Annotated in this window: 18 protein-coding genes; 8 read left to right on the top strand and 10 right to left on the bottom strand. The window is 69.2% G+C overall.

Features of this window, described 5'->3' with window-relative positions; genetic code table 11:
- Window positions 1–5: 5 nt before the first annotated feature.
- Window positions 6–2,450, bottom strand: a complete 2,445-nt coding sequence (locus ACFWH5_RS09745; RefSeq protein WP_378834286.1) for a DNA topoisomerase (ATP-hydrolyzing) subunit A — start codon at window positions 2,448–2,450, stop codon at window positions 6–8.
- An 84-nt stretch (window positions 2,451–2,534) separates the two neighbouring features.
- On the opposite strand from ACFWH5_RS09745, the gene ACFWH5_RS09740 reads away from it, so the two are divergent.
- Window positions 2,535–3,656, top strand: a complete 1,122-nt coding sequence (locus ACFWH5_RS09740; protein ID WP_378834285.1) for an alkaline phosphatase family protein — start codon at window positions 2,535–2,537, stop codon at window positions 3,654–3,656.
- 21 nt (window positions 3,657–3,677) lie between these two features.
- Here the strand turns inward: ACFWH5_RS09740 and sepH are convergent, their stop codons facing one another.
- Window positions 3,678–4,703: a septation protein SepH gene (sepH, locus tag ACFWH5_RS09735; protein ID WP_378834284.1), complete on the bottom strand. Its 1,026-nt coding sequence runs from the start codon at window positions 4,701–4,703 to the stop codon at window positions 3,678–3,680.
- 207 nt (window positions 4,704–4,910) lie between these two features.
- Here sepH and ACFWH5_RS09730 point away from each other — a divergent pair, with 207 nt between their 5' ends.
- Window positions 4,911–5,204: a DUF4193 domain-containing protein gene (locus ACFWH5_RS09730; RefSeq protein ID WP_378834282.1), complete on the top strand. Its 294-nt coding sequence runs from the start codon at window positions 4,911–4,913 to the stop codon at window positions 5,202–5,204.
- Window positions 5,205–5,268: 64 nt separating this feature from the next.
- On the opposite strand, the gene ACFWH5_RS09725 is transcribed toward ACFWH5_RS09730, so the two are convergent.
- A complete protein-coding gene (locus ACFWH5_RS09725; protein WP_378834281.1) occupies window positions 5,269–5,751 on the bottom strand; it encodes a DUF3093 family protein in 483 nt (160 codons plus the stop codon).
- A gap of 3 nt (window positions 5,752–5,754) precedes the next feature.
- Here ACFWH5_RS09725 and dut point away from each other — a divergent pair, with 3 nt between their 5' ends.
- From dut to acnA, 4 genes are all read left to right on the top strand, one after another.
- Complete coding sequence (gene dut / locus ACFWH5_RS09720) at window positions 5,755–6,204, top strand: dUTP diphosphatase (RefSeq protein WP_378834280.1); 450 nt, start codon at window positions 5,755–5,757, stop codon at window positions 6,202–6,204.
- Window positions 6,201–6,788: a DUF3710 domain-containing protein gene (locus tag ACFWH5_RS09715; RefSeq protein ID WP_378834279.1), complete on the top strand. Its 588-nt coding sequence runs from the start codon at window positions 6,201–6,203 to the stop codon at window positions 6,786–6,788. The genes dut and ACFWH5_RS09715 overlap by 4 nt, the downstream gene beginning before the upstream one ends.
- Entirely contained in the window at window positions 6,785–7,528 is a 744-nt protein-coding gene (locus ACFWH5_RS09710; protein WP_378834277.1) for a DUF3159 domain-containing protein, read from the top strand. Before ACFWH5_RS09715 ends, ACFWH5_RS09710 begins: the two co-directional genes overlap by 4 nt.
- 131 nt (window positions 7,529–7,659) lie before the next feature.
- Entirely contained in the window at window positions 7,660–10,581 is a 2,922-nt protein-coding gene (gene acnA / locus ACFWH5_RS09705) for an aconitate hydratase AcnA (protein WP_378834276.1), read from the top strand.
- 75 nt (window positions 10,582–10,656) lie between these two features.
- On the opposite strand, the gene ACFWH5_RS09700 is transcribed toward acnA, so the two are convergent.
- Entirely contained in the window at window positions 10,657–10,968 is a 312-nt protein-coding gene (locus tag ACFWH5_RS09700) for a hypothetical protein (protein ID WP_378834275.1), read from the bottom strand.
- A gap of 114 nt (window positions 10,969–11,082) precedes the next feature.
- Here ACFWH5_RS09700 and dxs point away from each other — a divergent pair, with 114 nt between their 5' ends.
- The gene (gene dxs / locus ACFWH5_RS09695) at window positions 11,083–13,026 is read left to right on the top strand and encodes a 1-deoxy-D-xylulose-5-phosphate synthase (RefSeq protein ID WP_378834273.1); all 1,944 of its coding nucleotides are present in this window, start codon (window positions 11,083–11,085) and stop codon (window positions 13,024–13,026) included.
- An 11-nt stretch (window positions 13,027–13,037) separates the two neighbouring features.
- Here the strand turns inward: dxs and ACFWH5_RS09690 are convergent, their stop codons facing one another.
- From ACFWH5_RS09690 to ACFWH5_RS09670, 5 genes are all read right to left on the bottom strand, one after another.
- Window positions 13,038–13,733 (bottom strand): SPFH domain-containing protein, encoded by a 696-nt coding sequence (locus tag ACFWH5_RS09690; protein WP_378834272.1) that lies wholly within the window; start codon window positions 13,731–13,733, stop codon window positions 13,038–13,040.
- A gap of 150 nt (window positions 13,734–13,883) precedes the next feature.
- Window positions 13,884–16,043 (bottom strand): 3-hydroxyacyl-CoA dehydrogenase NAD-binding domain-containing protein, encoded by a 2,160-nt coding sequence (locus ACFWH5_RS09685; RefSeq protein ID WP_378834271.1) that lies wholly within the window; start codon window positions 16,041–16,043, stop codon window positions 13,884–13,886.
- Between the two features lie 11 nt (window positions 16,044–16,054).
- The gene (locus ACFWH5_RS09680) at window positions 16,055–17,260 is read right to left on the bottom strand and encodes a thiolase family protein (RefSeq protein ID WP_378834270.1); all 1,206 of its coding nucleotides are present in this window, start codon (window positions 17,258–17,260) and stop codon (window positions 16,055–16,057) included.
- Window positions 17,261–17,332: 72 nt separating this feature from the next.
- Window positions 17,333–18,526, bottom strand: a complete 1,194-nt coding sequence (locus ACFWH5_RS09675; protein ID WP_378834269.1) for a ribonuclease D — start codon at window positions 18,524–18,526, stop codon at window positions 17,333–17,335.
- Window positions 18,519–19,100 (bottom strand): DUF3000 domain-containing protein, encoded by a 582-nt coding sequence (locus tag ACFWH5_RS09670; protein WP_378834267.1) that lies wholly within the window; start codon window positions 19,098–19,100, stop codon window positions 18,519–18,521. The genes ACFWH5_RS09675 and ACFWH5_RS09670 overlap by 8 nt, the downstream gene beginning before the upstream one ends.
- Before the next feature lie 25 nt (window positions 19,101–19,125).
- Between ACFWH5_RS09670 and ACFWH5_RS09665 the strand changes: the two genes are divergently transcribed.
- A complete protein-coding gene (locus tag ACFWH5_RS09665) occupies window positions 19,126–20,280 on the top strand; it encodes an alpha/beta hydrolase family protein (RefSeq protein WP_378834266.1) in 1,155 nt (384 codons plus the stop codon).
- Here ACFWH5_RS09665 and ACFWH5_RS09660 read toward each other — a convergent pair.
- Window positions 20,264–20,695: a SufE family protein gene (locus tag ACFWH5_RS09660; RefSeq protein ID WP_378834264.1), complete on the bottom strand. Its 432-nt coding sequence runs from the start codon at window positions 20,693–20,695 to the stop codon at window positions 20,264–20,266. The genes ACFWH5_RS09665 and ACFWH5_RS09660 overlap by 17 nt on opposite strands.
- Window positions 20,696–20,714: the final 19 nt, after the last annotated feature.

The raw sequence follows: 20,714 nt of genomic DNA, 5'->3' as shown, positions 1-20,714 counted from the left end.
GCCGGTCAGGCGCCGAGGGCGGTTCCCACCGAGCCGACCACGGCATCCAGCGGCTGTCCGGACGCATCCCGCTTGGCGCCGGCCGCAGGCAGGTTCCGTGCCGCGCCGTCGGGACCGACGGCCCTCAGCTCGGCCGGGCCGGCCCAGGCCAGGCGAAGCCGGTCCTCGCCCTTCAACAGCGAATGCGCGCGCACCCCGCCCGTCGCCCGGCCCTTGCCCGGGAACTCGCGGAACGACGACACTTTCGCGCGACCCGCGTCCGTACCGGCGATCATCCCCTCCGCACCGGACACGGTCACGACCACGGCATCCGCCGTATCGTGCACCGCCGTGAACGAGATCACCTCGGCGCCGGCGCCGAGCTTCATGCCGGCCATCCCGCCGGCCGGTGCACCCTGCGGGCGCACCGCCGCGGCGGGGAAGTGCAGCAGCTGCGCATCGGACGCGACGAACACCAGCTCAGCGGTGTCCGGCGCGGGCGCCGCACCCACGAGCGTGTCGCCGGTCTTCAGACCGATGATCTCAACCTCCGGCCGCACCGGCAGAGCCGATGGCACGATGCGCTTGACGACGCCGCTGCGCGTGCCGAGAGCAAGCGGCGTCTCGTCATCGAAGCGGATCAGACCCAGGATGCGCTCGCTCTTGTCGAGCAGACCGACGTAGTCGCGAAGCGCAACGCCGGCGGCCAGGTGCACGGAGGCCGGAGGCATCGACGGCAGATCCACGGGGGAGAAGCGCAGCACCCGTCCTGCCGAGGTGACCGCGCCGATCTCGGCCCGTGCGGTCGTCGACAGCGTGGAGATGATCGCATCATGCTTGCTCCGACGCGACGCCACCGGGATCTCCTGCCCGTCGGCGAGATCCACCCGCACGGCGCGGCCCGTGGTCGAGAGCACGACGAGCGTGGGGGAGTCGGCGATCTGCAGGTCGGCCGCGCCCTTCGCCGAGCGGGGCTTCGGCGGCGCGGCGTTGAGCAGCATGGTGCGTCGCGGTGTGCCGTGGGCCTCGGCGGCGGCATCCAGCTCGCGGATGACCTGGCCCCGCAGCAGGGCGTCGCTGTCGAGCAGCTCTCTCAGCTCGGCGATCTCGGCGAGCAGCTTGTCGCGCTCCGCCTCGAGTTCGATCCGCGAGAACTTCGTCAGGCGGCGCAGCCGCAGCTCGAGGATGTACTCCGCCTGCGGTTCGGACAGGTCGAACACCGATCGCAACCGGGTGCGCGCCGCCTCGGCATCGTCGGACGAGCGGATCACCTGGATGACCTCGTCGATGTCGAGGATCGCGATGAGCAGACCCTCCACCAGGTGCAGGCGCTCCTCTCGCCGGGCGAGTCGGTAGCGGCTGCGGCGCGTGATCACCTCGAGGCGATGCTTCACGTAGACCGACAGCAGCTCTTTCAACCCGAGCGTGCGCGGCTGGCCGTCGACGAGGGCGACGTTGTTGATGTTGAACGAGTCCTCGAGCGGGGTGAGACGGTACAGCTGCTCGAGCACGGCGTTGGGGTCGAAGCCGGTCTTGATGCCGATCTGGATGCGCAGACCGTGATTGCGGTCGGTGAGATCGGTGACGTCGCTGATGCCCTGCAGCTTCTTGGCCTGCACGGCGTCGCGGATCTTCTCGATCAGCCGCTCAGGGCCGATCGTGTACGGCAGCTCGGTGACGACGATGCCGGTGCGGCGCGGGCCGAGCGGCTCGATCGACACCTTGCCGCGCACCTTCAGGGCGCCCCGCCCGTTGGCGTAGGCGTCCTTCACGCCGTCGAGTCCCATCAGGATGCCGCCGGAGGGGAAGTCCGGACCGGGCACGAACTCCATCAGCTCCTCGGTCGTCGCATCCGGGTTCTCGAGAAGGTGGGACGCGGCGGCGACGACCTCGATGAGGTTGTGCGGCGCCATGCTCGTGGCCATGCCGACCGCGATGCCGCTGGCACCGTTGACGAGCAGGTTCGGGAAGGCGGCCGGCAGCACGGACGGCTGCTGGAACTGCCCGTCATAGTTCGGGATGAAGTCGACGACGTCCTCGTCGAGCCCCTCCGTCATGGCGATCGACGGCGGCGCAAGCCGCGCCTCGGTGTAGCGGGACGCCGCCGGTCCGTCGTCCAGCGAGCCGAAGTTGCCATGCCCGTCGACGAGCGGCACGCGCAGCGAGAAGTCCTGGGCGAGGCGTACCAGCGCGTCGTAGATGGCGGAATCGCCGTGCGGATGCAGCTTGCCCATCACCTCGCCGACCACGCGGGCGCTCTTCACGTGGCCCCGCTCGGGGCGCAGGCCCATCTCGGCCATCTGATACAGGATGCGTCGCTGCACCGGCTTCAGCCCGTCACGTGCGTCCGGCAGAGCGCGCGAGTAGATCACCGAGTACGCATACTCGAGGAAGGACCCTTGCATCTCCTCGGAGAGATCGATGTCCTGGATGTTCTCCCGGACGGGCTCGGACGAATCGGTACGCGGCATGGACTTCCTGCAGGGCGTTCGGGGGCTGACTCGCATCGGCGCTCGGGCGCCGCGCGTCGGGGTGCCTGTGAAAGACTGACCCGGATGTCACTCATGCTACCGTCCAGCCCGGACACGACGCGGAGCATCGCCGGGGTGGCGCCACAGCTGCTCGCGGCCGTGCAGGGCGGATCCGAGATGCTTCCGGCCGCGCGGTCCGTCGTGCTCGTCGTCGTCGACGGGCTGGGTGCCATCCCGCTCCGCGCGCACGCCGGACATGCGCGCACGCTCGCATCCGCGATGGCGCGGAAGGACACGATCGGCTCGGCGTTTCCCACGACGACCGCCTCCGCACTCACCACGCTGCTCACCGGTGTCGCGCCCGGCGTACACGGGCTGGTCGGCTACCGGGTGCGTGATCCGCAGCGCGACGTGCTCGTGAACCAGCTGACGGAATGGGACAGGTTCGGCATCGACCCGGGGGTCTGGCAGGCGGCCCCGACGGTGTTCGAGCAGACGGCGGCGTCGGGACGACCGGCCTTCGCCGTCGGCATCCCCGCCTACGAGGGCAGCGGGTTCAGCCGCGCCACGCTGCGTGGCGCCGACTTCCGGTCTGCGCGATCGCCGTCCGAGCGCGTCGAGCTGGCCTGGGAGCTCGCCGACGCACAGGACGGTGCGCTGGTGTACTGCTATCTGCCCGAGGTCGACAAGGCCGGGCACAAGCACGGCGTCGACTCGGCGGACTGGGTGGCGGCGCTGGAAGACGTCGACGCGGCACTCTCACGCCGGATTCCCGACGGTGTGGGCGTGCTCGTCACCGCCGATCACGGCATGGTCGACGTGCCGCCGCACCGACAGCTGCTGCTCGACGCCGCAGGCGGCTGGCATGACGGCGTCCGCCACATCGGCGGCGAGCCGCGGATGCTGCACGTCTACCTCGAGCCGGATGCTGACCCCGTCGCCGTCCTGACCCGCTGGCGGCGGGATCTCGAGGGCTTCGCCGACGTGGTCAGTCGCACCGAGGCGATCGACGCGGGACTGTTCGGGCACGGCGTGACGGATGCCGCGCGGGAGCGCATCGGCGATGTGCTCGGGATCGCCCGTGCGAATGCGGCGCTGTACGACGCGGAGGATCCGCGCGGACGCGACATGGTCGGCCAGCACGGTGCGCTCACCCCGGAGGAGTGGCGGGTGCCGTTCATCCGTCTCGGTGCGTTCCGGCGCTGAGCCGGTACCGCATCCGCGATGTCACTCGTCGGTACGGGCGCCGAAGACGATCTCGTCCCACGACGGCATGGCGTTGCGGCGCTTGCGCCGACCGCCGCCGACCTCGGCGGGCTCCGATCGGGGTTCCGGCTCCGTCTCCGCGGCCGGTTCGTCGTCGTCCTCGGGCTCGAACAGCGCGATCGGCGAACCGGCGTCGCGGTCGTCCTCGAACAGCGGGGCTGACTCGCGCTGTCCGCGGCGGCGGCGCAGCGCCTCCAGCAGGTCCGCCGTCTCCGCGCTCGTGTGGTTCTCCTCCGGTGCGCGTCGTGCCGCGGCATTCTGCACGGCCGCGCTGGCCCGCTCGGGCACCGGCTGCTCGTCCTCCTGAGCATCCGGCTGTGGCAGCAGACGCGGTCCGAACGCTCCGGAGTCGAAGCGGCTGTCGTCCTTGTACGGTGAGACCCGCTCCGCCTCCACCGCCCGCAGGCGGGGGATGAGGCCGTCAGGCAGCGAGCCCTGGCGGGAGAGCTGGGTGGCGTCGGCGTTCGCGGGCGTCAGCGTGCTGCGCCGGGGATCGAAGCTCCAGCGCGCGTCGTGCGCCACCTCGTTCGCGGTGAACTCGAGCTTGACCGTCCAGCCGGCTTCGTCCTTCCAGCTCACCCATCGCTCATCCGTCGCCTCCAGATCGGCGAGCTTCGCCCTGATCGCGGTGCCGAACGTGGGCTGTGCGTCGGGTTCGACCTCGCTGCCGATGAGCACGGGAACGGCGAGCGCCTGCCCCACGATGTGCTCGCGCTCGGCGAGCACCGGTCCCTCGAAACGGGCGACGTCGGCCTCGCTCACCCCGAGCAGGGCGGCGACCTCCGGGGCGGACAGGCCGGCGCGGATCTGCGCCTGGATGTCGCGCGGGCTGGCCGCCAGGCGCGTCGCCGCCGGCTCGGCGTCACGGCTCGCTCGACGGATCTCGCGGTGCAGCACGTCGTCGATGGGAAGCGCGAAGCGCTGTCCGGACTCCGTGGCGAGGACGAGAACCCCCGCTTCTGTTCCGACGATGGTGACGTCTTCCATGCGAATGCCCCTCTGGATGGGTGTGCGTTCATGGTGTCACGAGCATCCCGAAGGGACCGGGAATACCCTGGGCGCGCCGCGAGTTTCCCAGAGCGCATCCCCGGGCATTTGCGAAAAGCGCACGGGTCATGCAAACTATGGCCGCCGCTCACCCGATAACGGCGCTTCCCAGACACCACTCGCACCACGGAAGTGGAGACTTACCGCATGGCAACCGACTACGACGCCCCCCGCAAGAGCGAAGACGACTCCGAGTCGATCGAAGCCCTCAAGGAGCGTGTGCCGAACACCCAGTCCGGCTCCGGCGACGTCGAGGACTCCGACAACCCCACGGGCTTCGAGCTCCCCGGTGCGGACCTGTCCGATGTGGAGCTCGACGTCGTCGTGCTCCCGGCCCAGCAGGACGAGTTCACCTGCATGAGCTGCTTCCTCGTGAAGCACCGCTCGCAGCTCGACCACGAGGGCCCTGAGGGTCCCATCTGCAAGGAGTGCGCCGCCTGACGACGCACCTGAGACGTCCGCGCCCCGGCCCGAGGCCGGGGCGCGCACTGCGTTCAGGGGCGGGTCAGCGCGCCACCGTGCGGGCGGATCGGATGGCGGCCACGAGCCGATCCGGTGTCCGCGTCGAGACGGTCCAGCTGTTCACGGGGTCGTCCGGATCGATGATCGGCACGATCACGAGGCCATCGATCCCGCCGCGGATCAGATGCCACCCGTCGCGGGCGATCTCACGAGTGCGTTTCGCTCTCGCGGCCTCGCCGCTGAACGGCTGCGGCTCGCCGAGCCATGCGGCGTCGATGTGCGCGCGACCGGCGTGCAGGGTGGTTCCCGCCACGCGGACCGTGGGTGACGCGAGGATGCTCAGCGTCACGAGCAGCAGCGAGAGCAGCGCGCCGATGACCAGCGCGGCGGTGGCACCCACCGGGATGAAGGCCAGCGCGGCCATCGGCCCGGCGAGGGCGATGGTCACCAGCATCCACAGGCTCGGCGTCAGCCGTTCCCGGTAGATCTCCCGCGCGTCGTGGTCATCGTTCTGCACTAGCCTCATGGGGTGACTCATTCCGTTGCCGTTCCGATCATCGCCGCCACCGTGCCAGCCTATGCGCACCCGGGAGATGCCGGAGCCGATCTGGTGGCCGCCGAGGCCGTGCGGCTCGAACCGGGTCAGCGGGCTCTCGTCGGCACCGGCGTGCGGATCGCGCTGCCGGAGGGGTACGCCGCGTTCGTGGTGCCGCGCAGCGGCCTGGCGGCCAAGCACGGCATCACCGTGGTGAACGCGCCGGGCACCGTCGACGCGGGCTACCGCGGTGAGATCAAGGTGTGCCTGCTGAACACCGACAGCAAGGACGCGTACGATGTGGCGGTCGGCGACCGGATCGCCCAGCTGATCCTGATGCCGGTGCTCCAGGCGCGATTCGAGCCGGTGGCCGAACTGCCGGACAGCGTCCGGGGGGACGGCGGATTCGGGTCGACCGGATACACCCAGGGAAAGAGCGAATGACTGAAGAGATCGAACCCACGCTGAAGTCGGCACCGGCCGACCGCGCCACGGCGGGACCGTTCGACGACGCTGAGGCGAACCCGGTGCGTCCCTACATCGACCTCGGCGGCATCAAGGTGCTGCCGCGGGAGGGACTCAATCTGCGCCTCGAGGTCGAGGAGCAGACCAAGCGCATCGTCGCTGTCGGGCTCGATTACGCCTCGTCGTCGCTGCAGGTGCAGCCGTTCGCCGCGCCGCGCTCGCGCGGTCTGTGGGATGAGACCCGGGTGCAGCTGCGCGACCAGATCCGCGCGCAGGGCGGCCGCGTCGAAGAGCGCGAGGGTCCGCTGGGCAAGGAGCTCCTCGCCGAGGTCCCGGCCACCGCGGCCGAGGGCTCCGGCATGCGGCTCGCCCGTTTCATCGGCGTGGACGGACCCCGTTGGTTCCTGCGCGGCGTCATCGGCGGCGATGCGGCATCCGACCCGGCTGCGGCCGAGCAGGTCGAAGACCTGTTCCGCTCCATCGTCGTTGTGCGCGGCGGAGCGCCGATGCCCCCGCGCGATCTCATCCCGCTGAAGATGCCCTCGACTCCGGGCACGGCGTGATCGACCAGCCCGCTGACCACGACCGCGTCGAGCGGTCCGAAGACTCCGATGCGGCCACCGAACCTTCCGCGGCCGATCTGATCGGCGCGGCGCTCGGCGGCGCGGCGCGCCGCGCCGGACTCGCCCCGGACGGCGGCGAGAGCACGCAGAAGGTCGTCTGGACGGCGATGGGCGGCTGGCGCGGCATCCTGGAATCCGTGCTTCCCAGCCTGGCGTTCGTGGTCCTGTTCACACTCCGGCCCGATCCGCTGGTCCTCTCCCTCGGGGTGTCCGTGGGGCTGGCTGCGGTGTTCACCGTCGTGCGGCTGGCGCAGAAGTCGCCGCCGTCGGCGGCCCTCGGCGGACTCGTCGCCGCGGGCGCCGCCGCGGCACTCGCCCTGTGGACGGGACGAGGGGCTGACAACTTCGTCCCCGGTCTGATCACCAACGCGGTGTACGGCACGGCCATGATCGTGTCGGCCCTGGTGGGCTGGTCGCTGATCGGCCTCGCCGCCGGGTTCCTGCTGGGGGAGGGCACCGCATGGCGCTCCGACCGCCGCCAGCGGCGCGCGTTCTTCTGGCTGGGTATCGCCTGGGGTGTGCTGTTCCTCGCGCGGCTGGCCGTGCAGCTGCCGCTGTACCTCACCGAACAGGTGACGCTGCTCGGCACCCTGAAGCTGGTCATGGGCCTGCCGCTGTTCGCGCCGATGGTCGCCGTCACCTGGCTCGTGGTGCGCGCGCTGCGCCCGCGCTCGAAATGATCCCGACGACGCCTGACATCTGCTAGATTTATCTTGACATCAAGATAAATTGCACGCTTTCGCCGACACGGCCCGCGGCGCAGACTGGTAAGGCGAACCTTGCTAGCCGCAGGGCTTCGTCGGCGAGCAAGATGGAATCGCCTGTCGCTTCCATCCGAGCAGAAGGAGACGGATTCGTGTCCACGGTGAACAGCTTCGGTGCCAAGAGCACCCTGACGGTCGGCAGCACCGACTACGAGATCTTCCGCGTCGACACGGTCGCCGGCCACGAGAAGCTTCCCTTCAGCCTGAAGGTGCTGCTCGAGAACCTGCTGCGCACCGAGGACGGTGCGAACGTGACCAAGGAGCAGATCGAGGCGCTGGGCTCCTGGAACCCTGCCGCCGAGCCCGACACGGAGATCCAGTTCACGCCCGCGCGCGTGGTCATGCAGGACTTCACCGGTGTGCCCTGCATCGTCGACCTCGCCACCATGCGCGAGGCGGTGACAGATCTCGGCGGTGACCCGAACAAGATCAACCCGCTCTCGCCCGCCGAGATGGTCATCGACCACTCCGTCATCGCGGACCTCTTCGGGCGCCCCGACGCCATCGAGCGCAACGTCGAGATCGAATACCAGCGCAACGGCGAGCGCTACCAGTTCCTGCGCTGGGGCCAGACCGCGTTCGACGACTTCAAGGTCGTTCCCCCGGGGACCGGCATCGTGCACCAGGTGAACATCGAGCACCTCGCCAAGGTGATCTACGACCGCACGGTGTCCGTGGATGGTGGCGAGGGCGTGCTGCGCGCGTACCCCGACACCTGTGTCGGCACCGACTCGCACACCACGATGGTCAACGGCCTCGGCGTGCTCGGCTGGGGCGTCGGCGGCATCGAGGCCGAGGCGGCCATGCTCGGTCAGCCCGTCTCGATGCTCATCCCGCGGGTGGTCGGCTTCAAGCTGACGGGTGAGATCCCCGCCGGCGTGACTGCCACCGACGTCGTGCTGACGATCACCGACATGCTGCGCCAGCACGGCGTGGTCGGAAAGTTCGTCGAGTTCTACGGCGCCGGCGTGGCATCGGTGCCGCTGGCCAACCGCGCGACCATCGGCAACATGTCGCCGGAGTTCGGCTCGACCGCCGCGATCTTCCCGATCGACGACGTCACCCTGGAGTACCTGCGGCTCACCGGCCGCGAGGAGCAGGCCGTCTCGCTGGTCGAGCAGTACGCCAAGGCACAGGGCCTGTGGCACGACGCCGACAAGGAGCCCTCGTACTCCGAGTACATGGAGCTCGATCTGTCGACCGTCGTTCCCTCGATCGCCGGTCCCAAGCGCCCGCAGGACCGCATCCTGCTGTCCGAGGCGAAGACGCAGTTCGAAACCGACATCCTGAGCTATGCCAGCGCCAACGAGGGCTCGGTCGAGGTGGAGGGCACCTTCCCGGCATCCGACCCCGGCAACGCCCCCGGCGTCGAGCGAGAGCATGTGGCCGAGGAGGGGGTCTCGTACCAGCACGAGACCGCTCACGCGGAGTCCATGCTCGTCTCCAGCGGGGATCACGCGGCATCCAACCCCGTCGAGGTGACCACGCCCGAGGGGCAGCGGTACATCCTCGACAACGGCGCGGTCACCCTCGCCGCGATCACCTCGTGCACCAACACGTCCAACCCCTCGGTGATGATCGCCGCCGGCCTGGTGGCCCGCAAGGCGCGCGAGAAGGGCCTGAAGCAGAAGCCGTGGGTGAAGACCACGCTGGGCCCCGGCTCCAAGGTCGTCACCGACTACTACGAGAAGTCCGGCCTCGACAAGGATCTCGAGGGTCTCGGCTTCTACACGGTGGGATACGGCTGCACGATCTGCATCGGCAACTCCGGTCCGCTCATCGAAGAGGTCTCCGAGGCGATCAACGAGCACGACCTCGCCGTCACCGCGGTGCTCTCGGGCAACCGCAACTTCGAGGGCCGGATCAGCCCCGACGTGAAGATGAACTACCTCGCCAGCCCGCCGCTGGTGGTGGCGTACGCCCTCGCCGGCTCGATGCACTTCGACTTCGAGAACGACGCTCTGGGACGCGACGCGGATGGCAACGACGTGTTCCTGAAGGACATCTGGCCCGCACCCGAGGAGGTGCAGGAGATCATCGACTCGTCGATCTCGCGCGACCAGTTCATCAAGCAGTACGCGACGGTGTTCGACGGCGACGAGCGCTGGAAGAACCTGCCGACGCCGACCGGGCCGATCTTCGAGTGGGACGAAGACTCCACGTACGTGCGCAAGGCTCCGTACTTCGACGGGATGGGCCTGACCCCGGCCCCGGTCACCGACATCACCGGTGCGCGGGTCCTGGCCACGCTGGGCGACTCGGTCACCACCGACCACATTTCGCCCGCAGGCAACATCAAGGCCGGCACCCCCGCTGCGCAGTACCTCACCGAGCACGGGGTGACGCAGAAGGACTTCAACTCGTACGGCTCGCGCCGTGGAAACCACGAGGTGATGATCCGCGGCACCTTCGCGAACATCCGCCTGAAGAACGCGCTCGTGAAGGCCGTCAACGACGGTCAGCAGATCGAGGGCGGCTTCACCCGCGACTTCACCCAGGACGGCGGTCCGCAGGCGTACATCTACGACGCCTCGCAGAACTACCAGGACCAGGGCATCCCGCTGGTGATCTTCGGCGGCAAGGAGTACGGCTCGGGCTCGTCGCGCGACTGGGCGGCGAAGGGCACGAACCTGCTCGGCGTCAAGGCCGTCATCACCGAGAGCTTCGAGCGCATCCACCGCTCGAACCTGATCGGCATGGGCGTCGTCCCGCTGCAGTTCCCTGCCGGCGAGTCGTGGGAGTCGCTCGGCCTCGACGGCACCGAGATCGTCTCGATCGAGGGCCTCGAGCAGCTCAACGAGGGTGTCACTCCCAAGACGGTGAAGGTCACCGCGAGCCCCAGTGAGTTCTCGGCCGAGGGCAAGCAGGTCATCGAGTTCGACGCCGTGGTGCGCATCGACACCCCCGGTGAGGCCGACTACTACCGCAACGGCGGCATCCTGCAGTACGTGCTGCGCTCGCTCGTCTGAGATCGGTTCGCGAAGGGCCCGGATGCTGCGCGCATCCGGGCCCTTCGCCTGCCCGTCACGGCGAGTGGGCAGCGGTCACGAGAACAGCTGTCGCAGCACCTCCGGGTCTCCGACGTCGACCTCCTTCTGAATCCTGGCGACGAGTTTTTCGTTGTAGAACATGCCGGAGAGTGTGTCGTTCCACATCCGGCGCACGGCGGCGATGTCGCCCGCATCCGCCGCCGCTCCCATGGCCTCGAGCGTTCGCTGGTACGGGATCTGCGCGAAGCCTGCCGGTGCGTCCTGAGGGGCGAAGTACAGCACCTCCGGCAGGTCCGCAGAACCGCGCGTGCCGCGGTGGATGCTGCAGCGAGCGTGCGAGGCTTCACGGCTGTCCTCCTGCCACACGCACGGGGATTCCCGCGTATGCCTGCAGGCCGGCTCCCAGTCGCCCGACGGTAGACTGGTGCAGGTCCGCACGGCATCATGCCGCGCACGTCATCGAGTCGCGGAGGAGCGTCCATGCCGATCCTGCCGAGCATCACCGGCCCTCGAGATCTCGACCGGCTCTCGCCCGCTCAGCTGAACGAGCTCGCCGACGAGATCCGATCGTTCCTCGTCGAGAACGTCGCCCGGACGGGCGGGCACCTGGGGCCGAACCTCGGCGTCGTCGAACTGACGATCGCACTGCACCGCGTCTTCTCCTCACCCGACGACCCCTTCATCTTCGACACCGGGCACCAGTCGTACGTGCACAAGCTGCTCACCGGCCGCCAGGACTTCTCGCAGCTGCGCTCCCGCGGCGGTCTCGCCGGCTACCCGCAGCGCTCCGAGAGCCCGCATGACGTGGTCGAGTCGTCGCATGCCTCGAGCTCCTTGAGCTGGGCCGACGGCGTCTCTCGCGCGCTCACGGCCACCGGCCGGTCCGACCGGCACGTCATCGCCGTCGTCGGAGACGGCGCGCTCACGGGCGGCATGACATGGGAGGCGCTGAACAACATCACCGACGACAACGACCGCAACCTCGTGATCGTCGTGAACGACAACGGCCGCTCCTATGCGCCGACCATCGGCGGCATGTCGCGCTACCTGAACCGCGTGCGCACCGCGGGCGCCTATCGCGAGATGCACCGCAAGTCGGATCGGCTGTTCCGCACCTTCGGGCCGTTCGGGAGGGCGCTGTTCCGAGGTGTCAGGGGCGGGACGCACGGCTTCCTGTCCCGCTTCACGAACAACGCCGCTCTGTATTCCAATCTCGACATCAAATACCTCGGCCCGGTCGACGGCCACGACATCTCCGCGCTTCTGGAGACCCTGCAGCTGGCCAAGGATTACGGCGCGCCGGTCATCGTGCATGCGATCACCGAGAAGGGCCGGGGCTACCAGCCCGCCCGTGACGACGAGGCAGACCAGTTCCATGCGGTCGGACGCATAGATCCGAAGACCGGCGGCGCGCTGTCGACGTCATCCGGGCGCGCCTGGACCGACGTCTTCGCCGACGCCCTGGTCGACATCGGGGCCCGCCACGAGCACGTGATCGCCATGACGGCGGCGATGTTGCGACCGACCGGCCTGGCCCCGTTCGCCGAACGCTACCCTGACCGCGTGTACGACGTCGGCATCGCCGAGCAGCATGCGGTCGCCTCGGCCGCGGGGCTCGCGTTCGGCGGCCTGCACCCCGTGGTAGCCATCTACGCCACCTTCATGAACCGCGCCTTCGACCAGGTGCTCATGGACGTGGCGCTGCACAGGGCAGGCGTGACGTTCGTGCTCGACCGGGCCGGGGTCACCGGACCGGACGGGCCCAGTCATCACGGCATCTGGGATCTCGCGATGCTGCAGCTGGTGCCCGGCATCCGCATCGCCGCGCCCCGGGACGCGGTGCGGCTCGAAGAGGTGCTCGACGAGGCGGTGCAGATCGAAGACGCTCCGACGGTGATCCGGTATCCGAAGGGGGCGGTCGCCGACGAGATCCCCGCGATCGAGCGGATGCCGGACGGCGTCGATGTGCTCGCCCGCGATGACACGGAGGATGTGCTGCTGGTCGGCATCGGCCCGTTCGCCTCGCTCGCTCTCGACGTGGCCGGGCGGCTGCGCGCGCAGGGCATCGGCGCGACGGTCATCGACCCCCGCTGGGCGATCCCCGTGCAGGCGTCGGTCGTGCAGCTGGCAGCCCGTCACCGCCTGGTGATCACCCTCGAGGACGGCATCCGGGTCGGCGGCATCGGCACGCGTGTGCGTCAGGTGCTCCGCGAGGCGGGCATCGACACCGCCGTCGACGAACTCGGTCTGCCCGACGAGTTCATCGATCACGCGAGTCGTGAGGAGATCCTGGCCGATGCCGGACTCACGGCCGCCAAGATTGCACACGACATCGTGGCGCAGGTACTCGGTAAGCGAGTGCCGGTCGCGCGGCAGAGCGGTGAGACCGGCGCGATAGAGCTGCCCGTGCACGAGCGTCGCTGAGCGTCGGACGGTCACTTCAGGGCATGCAGCGCGGCGACCGCCGCCGGTGCGCGATCGTTGTCGCGCAGGGCACCGGCGAGGAGGTAGCCGTCGGTGAGCGCATCTCCGGTGATCATGACGCGCACGAGCTCGACGCCGCATGTCGAGCGCACTTCGTCAGCACAAGCGGCCAGGACGGAGGTGTTGATCTCGTCGTTGTGGGGGAGCTCATCCCCGTCGAGCGTCCTGATCGTGTCGCGCAGCGCCGCGCCGACGATGTTCGAGGCGCGCTCCTTGACGTTCACGACGTCCAGCTCGAACACGCGCAGGTCTCGTCCGGTGGGTATCGGGCGCCACTCGAAGGAGGCGTGCACGCGATGCTGATGACCACTGAGCCCGGTCATCTCGCGTGCGGGCAGGTCGGTGGCACGGCACCTCACATCGACGAGTCGGTACCAGTAGAAGAGCGGGAACGCGCCGTGAGAACCGGGATGGAGCACGACGACCTCGCCGACAGCGCCGCTCAGCGCGTTGCTGCGGCGGGGTGGGCGGTTGCGGATGATGGGCTTGCCGTTGCGGGTGCGAATCGCGGCCCAGCCCTCGTCGACCGTGACGACGAACAGCTTCAGCAGCGCAGGCACGACGAGCAGGATCGTGAGGATGGCGGTCCCGGTCTTCAGCAGGCTCGATATCCCCTTCGTGCTCATCATCGTCAGGAGCATGTCCATGCCACCACTGTGCCTGGTCGCGCAGCCCGCTGATCGCATATCCAGGCCGTCGCGGCTGCTGTTCACACGCTGTTCGCTCCGCGTTCGGCGCCGCGCCCTGGCAGGGCAGCGGGCGGGAGGAGCCGTGGCCCTCCCGCCCGCTTCGCGTCGTCAGCTGTGCGCGATGCCCCGGATCGGCGGGTTGTGGAAGGTGCCCTGGAACACCCGCTCCGATGCGCCCTCACGGTCGAGGTACGGGGCGGCGCCGCCGTCGATGAACGGCCACCCTGCGCCGAGGATGAGGCACAGGTCGATGTCTTCGACCTCGGGCACCACTCCCTCGTCGAGCATCAGACGGATCTCCTGCGCGAGGCCGTCCTGCACCCGGCGCAGGATGGTCGCGGCGTCGGCGGGCGAAGAGCCGACGGCGCCCTTGAGCGCCTTCTCGGCGTCCTTCGTCCAACCGGTCACGCGTCCGCCCTTGTCCTTCGCGACGACGTTCTCGAGTTCGGCCAGCGCGTGGAAGTTCTCGTTGGCGTAGAAGCGATCGGGGAACGCGCCGACCATCGTGTCCTGCACGTGCGCCGCGACCTTCCAGCCGACCAGGTCGATGAGCTGGAACGGCCCCATCGGCAGTCCGAGCGGCGCGAACGCCTTCTCGACGTCGGTCACGGGCGTTCCCTCGTAGACGGCGCGCGCGGCCTCGCCCATGACCTTCGCCAGCAGACGGTTCACCACGAACCCCGGCGCGTCGGCCGTGAGCACCGCGTTCTTGCCGAGCCCCTTGGCGACCACGAATGCGGTGGACAGGGCCGCATCGGTCGTCTGCGGGGTCTTCACGATCTCGATCAGCGGCATCACGGCGACGGGGTTGAAGAAGTGGAAGCCGACGAGACGCTCCGGATGGGCCAGCCGGGCGCCGATCTCCTCCACCGACAGCGACGAGGTGTTGGTCGCGAGGATCGCGTCCTCGGCGACGATGCCCTCGATCTCGCCGAACACCTGCTGCTTGACCGCGACCTCCTCGAACACGGCCTCGATCACGAAGTCGCAGTCCGCGTACAGACTCTTGTCGGTGGTGCCTGTGACGAGCGAGCGCAGCTTGTTCGCCGTGTCGCCGTCGATGCGCCCCTTGGCCTCGAGCTTGCCGATCTCGTCGTGGATGTACGCCACGCCCTTGTCGACGCGGTCCTGATCCAGATCGGTGATGAGCACCGGCACCTGCAGCTTGCGCACGAACAGCAGCGCGAACTGGCTCGCCATGAGCCCTGCACCGATGATGCCCACCTTGGTGACCTTCTTCGCCAGCGCCTTGTCTGGCGCTCCCACCGGACGCTTGGCGCGCTTCTGCACGAGGTCGAAGGCGTACATCGACGCGGCGAACTGGTCGCCGGTCACAAGCTCGGCGAGTGCCTCGTCCTCACGGGCGAAGGCCTCGGCTCTCGTGCCGCTCCGTGCCTTGTCGAGCAGGTCGAGCGCGGCGTAGGGCGACCGCGGCACCGTGCCGATCTTCGATTCGAGCATGCCCCGGGCCATCTTGATCGCGATCGGCCACTTGACGGTCCGTTCGATCCTGCCTGGCTCGTTCTTGCGCTCCACCTTCTTGCCACCGAGCACCGCATCCGCCCAGGCGAGCGAGTTCTCGAGGAAGTTCGATGAGGGGAAGATCGCGTCCATGAGGCCGAGCTCGAACGCCTGCTGCGGCTTCAGCATCCGATTCTGCTTGAGCGGGTTGGAGATGACCACTTCCAGTGCGTTCTCGATGCCGATGAGGTTGGGGACGAGATAGGCGCCTCCCCACCCGGGGATGATGCCGAGGAAGACCTCGGGCAGTGCGAGGGCGGCCGCCGAGGCGTCGACGGTGCGATAGGTCGAGTTCAGCGCGATCTCCATGCCGCCGCCGAGCGCGAGTCCGTTCACGAAGGCGAACGACGGGACCCCCAGCTCCGACAGGGAGCCGAGCACCTTGTGACCGAGCTGCGCGATCAGGCGGGCGTTGTCCTTGGAACCGACCCTGCTGATGTCGGAGAGGTCGGCACCGGCGGCGAGGATGTACTGCTTGCCGGTGATGCCGACGGCGTCGATCTCGCCGGACCTCGCGCGGGTCTTGAGCACGTCGAGCGTCTCACCCAGCTCGGTCAGCGTCGCGGGCCCCAGGGTGTTCGGACGGGTGTGATCGCGGCCGTTGTCGAGGGTGATCAGCGCCAGCACCTTGCCGGAGGCCAGACGGATGTCACGCACGGGGGAGTGCGTGACGACCTCGCCGTCGGTGAGCGCCTTGATGGGGGAGAAGTCGATCTTCGCGTACTGCTCGGAAACAATGTCGGTCATTCCTGTGTCCCTCACTTGCGCTTCTTGCCGTCGTAGAACGGGTTCTCCCAGATGACCGATCCGCCCTGTCCCAGGCCGACGCACATCGCGGTGAGGCCGTAACGGACGTCGGGTCGCTCGGCGAACTGCGCGGCGAGCTGGATCATCAGGCGCACACCGGATGCCGCCAGCGGGTGCCCGAGCGCGATCGCGCCGCCCCACTGGTTGACGCGAGGATCGTCGTCGGCGATGCCGAAGTGGTCGAGCAGCGAGATGACCTGGATGGCGAAGGCCTCGTTGAGCTCGAAGAGGCCGATGTCGGAGATTTGCAGACCGGCCTTCTTCAGCGCCTTTTCGGTCGACGGGATCGGGCCGATGCCCATGATCTCGGGCTGGACGCCGGCGAAGGCGAACGACACCATCCGCATCTTCGGGGTGAGGCCGAACTCCTTCACCGCGCCACCGCCGGCGAGCAGCGACATCGTGGCGCCGTCGGTCAGCGGCGAGGACGTGCCGGCGGTGACACGTCCGTGCGGGCGGAACGGGGTCTTCAGCCCGGCGAGATCCTCCATGGTGGTCTGCGGCCGGCGACCCTCGTCCTCGGCGGCGAGGCCCCAGGCGCCGTCGGCATCCTTGACGGCGACCGGCACCAGATCGGGCTGGATCTTCCCTGCGTCGTACGCGGCCTGCACCTTGTGCTGGCTCAGCATGCCGAAGCGGTCGGAGCGCTCCTTGGTCAGGTGCGGGAAGCGGTCGAAGATGCGCTCCGCGGTGACGCCCATGTTCAGCGCGCCGGGATCGACCATCTTCTCCGCAACGAAACGGGGATTCGGATCGGCGTTGCCGCCGATGGGGTGGTGGCCCATGTGCTCGACGCCCCCCGCGATCGCGACGTCGTACATCCCGACACCGATGGAGCCGGCCATGGTGGTCACGGCCGTCATCGCCCCGGCGCACATGCGGTCGATCGCCAGGCCGGGCACGGTCTGCGGCAGACCGGCGAGGATCGCGACCGATCGACCGAGGGTGAGGCCCTGGTCTCCGGTCTGCGAGGTCGCCGCGATCGCGACGTCGTCGATGCGGTCGGCCGGGACGGACGCGTTGCGCTCCATCAGGCCGATCGTCGCCTTCACGGCAAGGTCATCCGCGCGGGTGTTCCAGTACATGCCCTTCTCGCCGGCGCGCCCGAACGGGGTGCGCACTCCATCGACGAAGAAGACGTCCGAGATCTCGGCCACTCTGCCTCCAAAGGTTGGGATGACCTCAGCCTAGGAGCGCGATCACACGGCCTGGAATCGGTTGGATCGAACCTACGAAGCGCTCTCCGAGCCGTCCGACGCCGTTTGCGGCGCCTCTACAAAGGCATCCGTGATCTTCTGTGCGGTCTGCGCAATCTGCCACGAGCGGGCGCCGAAGGACTTCAGAGCTGCCGACACGGCCTCGACGGTGAGCGCCGGTGGCTCCCACGCCAGCCGACGCAGGTGATCCGGCGTGAGCAGGTTCTCGGTCGGCATGTGCAGATCCTCGGCGATCGCCTCGACCACGGGGCGGGCGGCCTTGAGACGCAGATCCGCCTCGGGGTTGCGGTCGACCCATGCGCGCGGCGGCGGGAGGGCGTCGCTCGGCACGCGCTCGCGGGGCAGTTGCGCCGTCTCGCGACCGCGCACGATCGCCTGCCACCAGCGGTCGAGCTGGGTGCGGCTGGCGCGACCGGTGAACTCCTTGAGACCGGCGAGAGCCTGCTTGCTCTGCGGTGCCGCGATGAGCGCGGCCACGAGCGCGCGATCAGGAACCAGACGCCCGGGTGAGACGTCGATCTCCTGCGCGTACTCCTCGCGAGCGTTCCACAGCTCCCGTGCGACGGCGAGATTGCGGGCGCCGCGCACGCGGTGCAGGCCGCTCAGCCGACGCCACGGCTCCTCACGGGGAGGCTTGGGCGGCCGGGTCAGCGTCGTCGCGAACTCCTCGGCGGCGATCTCGGTCTTTCCTGCCGCGCCCAGCTCGTCCACGAGCACGTCGCGGACGTCGACGAGATGCAGCACGTCCAGTGCGGCGTACTCCAGCCAGGCGGTGGGCAGCGGGCGGGTGGACCAGTCGGCGGCCGAATGCTCCTTGGCGAGCGCGATGCCCAGCGTGCGCTCGACCACCGCGGCGAGGCCGACGCGATCCTGACCGAGCAGGCGGGATCCGAGTTCGGTGTCGAAGATCGTCTGCGGCTCCAGCCCGAGATCGCGCAGCGAGGGAAGGTCCTGGCTCGCCGCGTGGAGCACCCATTCCAGGCCGCCGATGGCCTGTTGCAGCGCCGAGAAGTCGCCGATCGCCGGCGGGTCGAACAGGAAGACCCCCGCGCCGCGGCGGAACACCTGCACGAGGTAGGCGCGCTGAGAATAGCGGAAGCCCGAAGCGCGCTCCACGTCGACGGCGACCGGTCCGTGCCCCGCGGCGAGAGCGCGGCAGGCGTTCTCGAACTCCGTGCGGTCATCGATCACGGAGTATTCAGTCACGTGCGCCCCTTCTCGCGCCGAACACGGCGACGTCCTCCGAACCGGGCGGCAGTCCTGCCAGCATCCCGACCAACTCAGCCCATGCTTCCACATGCGGCTGAACGGGACCTTCCGGAGTCCAGGAGGCGCGCAGCTCGATCTGCGCTCCGTCTCCTTCGGCGGCGAGGCCTCCGAACCCCTTCGAGAGCATCTTGGTCGAGGTGCCGGATGCCGAGTGGTAGACGGCGCCGCGGGATTCGAGCGCGTCGACCAGCCATGACCACGCGACATCGGCGAGTAGCGGGTCCGTGCCGATCTCGGGTTCCAGCGGCGCCTGCGCGAAGGCGACGATGCGCCAGGCGCCGTCCCACGCGCTCGGCTCCTCGGGATCGTGCAGCAGGACGAAACGCCCTGTGCCGTACACGGATTCGCCGTGATCGTCGGGCCGCACGTCGGCGGCGAGTGCCAGCGAGAACGGCGCGAGGCCGGACGGGGATGGTATCTCGCGCACCACGATGTCGCTTCGGAACGGAGTCTCTCGCAGCTCTGCGGCGACCTTCTCGAAGAGGGCAACGGCGTCCGGGTGTGCGGTCACGTGGACAGGCTAGAGTCAGGAGGCGATGAAGAGTCTCAGGCACGCCGTAGCCTTCGCCGTCCCCGCACTGCTCGCCGCCGGCGCTGCAGCGGCTTTCACCGTGTTCGCCACCGCCCGGCGCGTGGTCACTCCCGCTGTGCGGCGCAACGACACGCAGATCCTCAAGGTCGACACCGGGGCACAGACCATCGAGCTCTCCCGCACGCTCGACACCGAGCTGCCGGGACGCTACGGGCTCTTCACCTCCGGCACGTACGGCTACGTGAAGCTCGGTGCGGTTCTCAGCGCCGACGCGAGAAAGGTGCGCCGCAAGCTGCTCACCCAGATCGAGCCGGGCGCGCAGGTCGACCGGGACGCGGCCTTCAGCGGCTGGTACCACATCACGCCCAGTGAGCTGCACCTGCCGTGGGAAAGCGTACTGATCGGTTCGCCGGAAGGGCCCTGCCCGGCGTGGTACTTTCCCGGCGCGTCGTCGACCTGGGTGATCCAGGTGCACGGCAGGGGAGCGACACGATCCGAGTGCCTGCGTGCGGTGCCGGTCTTCCATTCCCTCGGGCTGCCATCGCTGGTCGTGTCGTATCGCAACGACGGCGAGGCGCCGCGCACGCGCAGCGGCAGGTACGCCCTCGGCGCATCCGAGTGGCGCGACGTGGATGCGGCGATCGCGTACGCGCTGCGTCACGGCGCCGAGCGCATCGTGCTGATGGGCTGGTCGATGGGTGGTGCGCTCGCGCTGCAGACGGCCGTCGCTTCGGAGCATCGCGATCGCATCGCGGCGATCGTGCTGGAGTCGCCTGTGGTCGACTGGCGCACGGTGCTGCGGTTCCAGGCGCGGGAGGCGGGACTGCGCGAGCCGATCCCGGGCCTCGCGATGAGCGCGCTGTCCTCGCCGTTCACCGCGCGCCTGAGCGGTGCGGAGGAGGCGATCTCCTTCGACAGCCTCGACATGGTGGCTCGCGCGACCGAGCTCGAGGCGCCCATCCTCATCCTGCACAGCGACGACGACGGCTTCGTGCCCGCCGATGCCTCGCATGCACTGGCCGAGGCGCGCCCCGACATCGTGACGATGCCGCACTTCAGCGGCGCGCGCCACACGAAGCTGTGGAACTACGATCAGAGCGGCTGGACGGCGGCGATCACCGAGTGGATGAGCGCGCGCGGCCTCAGCGCTTCTGCGTGACCTGCCGCTTCGCCCTCATCAGCATCCCGGTCATGCCCGCGATGCGCAGCGGCGAAACGGCCCGCGTGAGTCCGATGCTCTGCGGATAGTCGTCGGGGATCGCGATCACCTCATCGGGGCTCAGGCCGGTGATCCCCTGCGCCAGAATGCTCGCGAAGCCGCGGGTGGTGGGGGCCTCCGGGGGTGCTGTCGCGTGCATCGTGACGACGCCGTCCACGACATCGACGTGGATGTACACGGGTGACTGGCACTCTGCGACCCGCTCGGTCATCTCCGGGTGGCTCGCGATCTCGTCAGGCACGGCCGGGAGCTCGTTCGAGAACTCCAGCAGCAGCTGCAGACGCTCGGCTTCAGGAAGCTCGAGGAAGTCGTCGCGGATCTGCGCGAGAGTGTCGGGGACGCGGGTCGGAGTCATCCGTGCCATTGTCACACGA

Origin of the sequence: Microbacterium sp. NPDC058345, assembly GCF_042723855.1 — a bacterium.
GTDB lineage: Bacteria > Actinomycetota > Actinomycetes > Actinomycetales > Microbacteriaceae > Microbacterium.
This window is presented reverse-complemented; position numbering and strand designations above follow the sequence as displayed.

Excerpts from the sequence above, each read along its gene's own strand:
- ACFWH5_RS09745 (WP_378834286.1), bottom strand. The coding sequence starts at position 2,450 with ATGCCGCGTACCGATTCGTCCGAGCCCGTCCGGGAGAACATCCAGGAC.
- ACFWH5_RS09740 (WP_378834285.1), top strand. The coding sequence starts at position 2,535 with ATGTCACTCATGCTACCGTCCAGCCCGGACACGACGCGGAGCATCGCC.
- sepH (WP_378834284.1), bottom strand. The coding sequence starts at position 4,703 with ATGGAAGACGTCACCATCGTCGGAACAGAAGCGGGGGTTCTCGTCCTC.
- ACFWH5_RS09730 (WP_378834282.1), top strand. The coding sequence starts at position 4,911 with ATGGCAACCGACTACGACGCCCCCCGCAAGAGCGAAGACGACTCCGAG.
- ACFWH5_RS09725 (WP_378834281.1), bottom strand. The coding sequence starts at position 5,751 with ATGAGGCTAGTGCAGAACGATGACCACGACGCGCGGGAGATCTACCGG.
- ACFWH5_RS09715 (WP_378834279.1), top strand. The coding sequence starts at position 6,201 with ATGACTGAAGAGATCGAACCCACGCTGAAGTCGGCACCGGCCGACCGC.
- acnA (WP_378834276.1), top strand. The coding sequence starts at position 7,660 with ATGGAATCGCCTGTCGCTTCCATCCGAGCAGAAGGAGACGGATTCGTG.
- dxs (WP_378834273.1), top strand. The coding sequence starts at position 11,083 with ATGCCGATCCTGCCGAGCATCACCGGCCCTCGAGATCTCGACCGGCTC.
- ACFWH5_RS09690 (WP_378834272.1), bottom strand. The coding sequence starts at position 13,733 with ATGGACATGCTCCTGACGATGATGAGCACGAAGGGGATATCGAGCCTG.
- ACFWH5_RS09685 (WP_378834271.1), bottom strand. The coding sequence starts at position 16,043 with ATGACCGACATTGTTTCCGAGCAGTACGCGAAGATCGACTTCTCCCCC.
- ACFWH5_RS09665 (WP_378834266.1), top strand. The coding sequence starts at position 19,126 with ATGAAGAGTCTCAGGCACGCCGTAGCCTTCGCCGTCCCCGCACTGCTC.
- ACFWH5_RS09660 (WP_378834264.1), bottom strand. The coding sequence starts at position 20,695 with ATGACTCCGACCCGCGTCCCCGACACTCTCGCGCAGATCCGCGACGAC.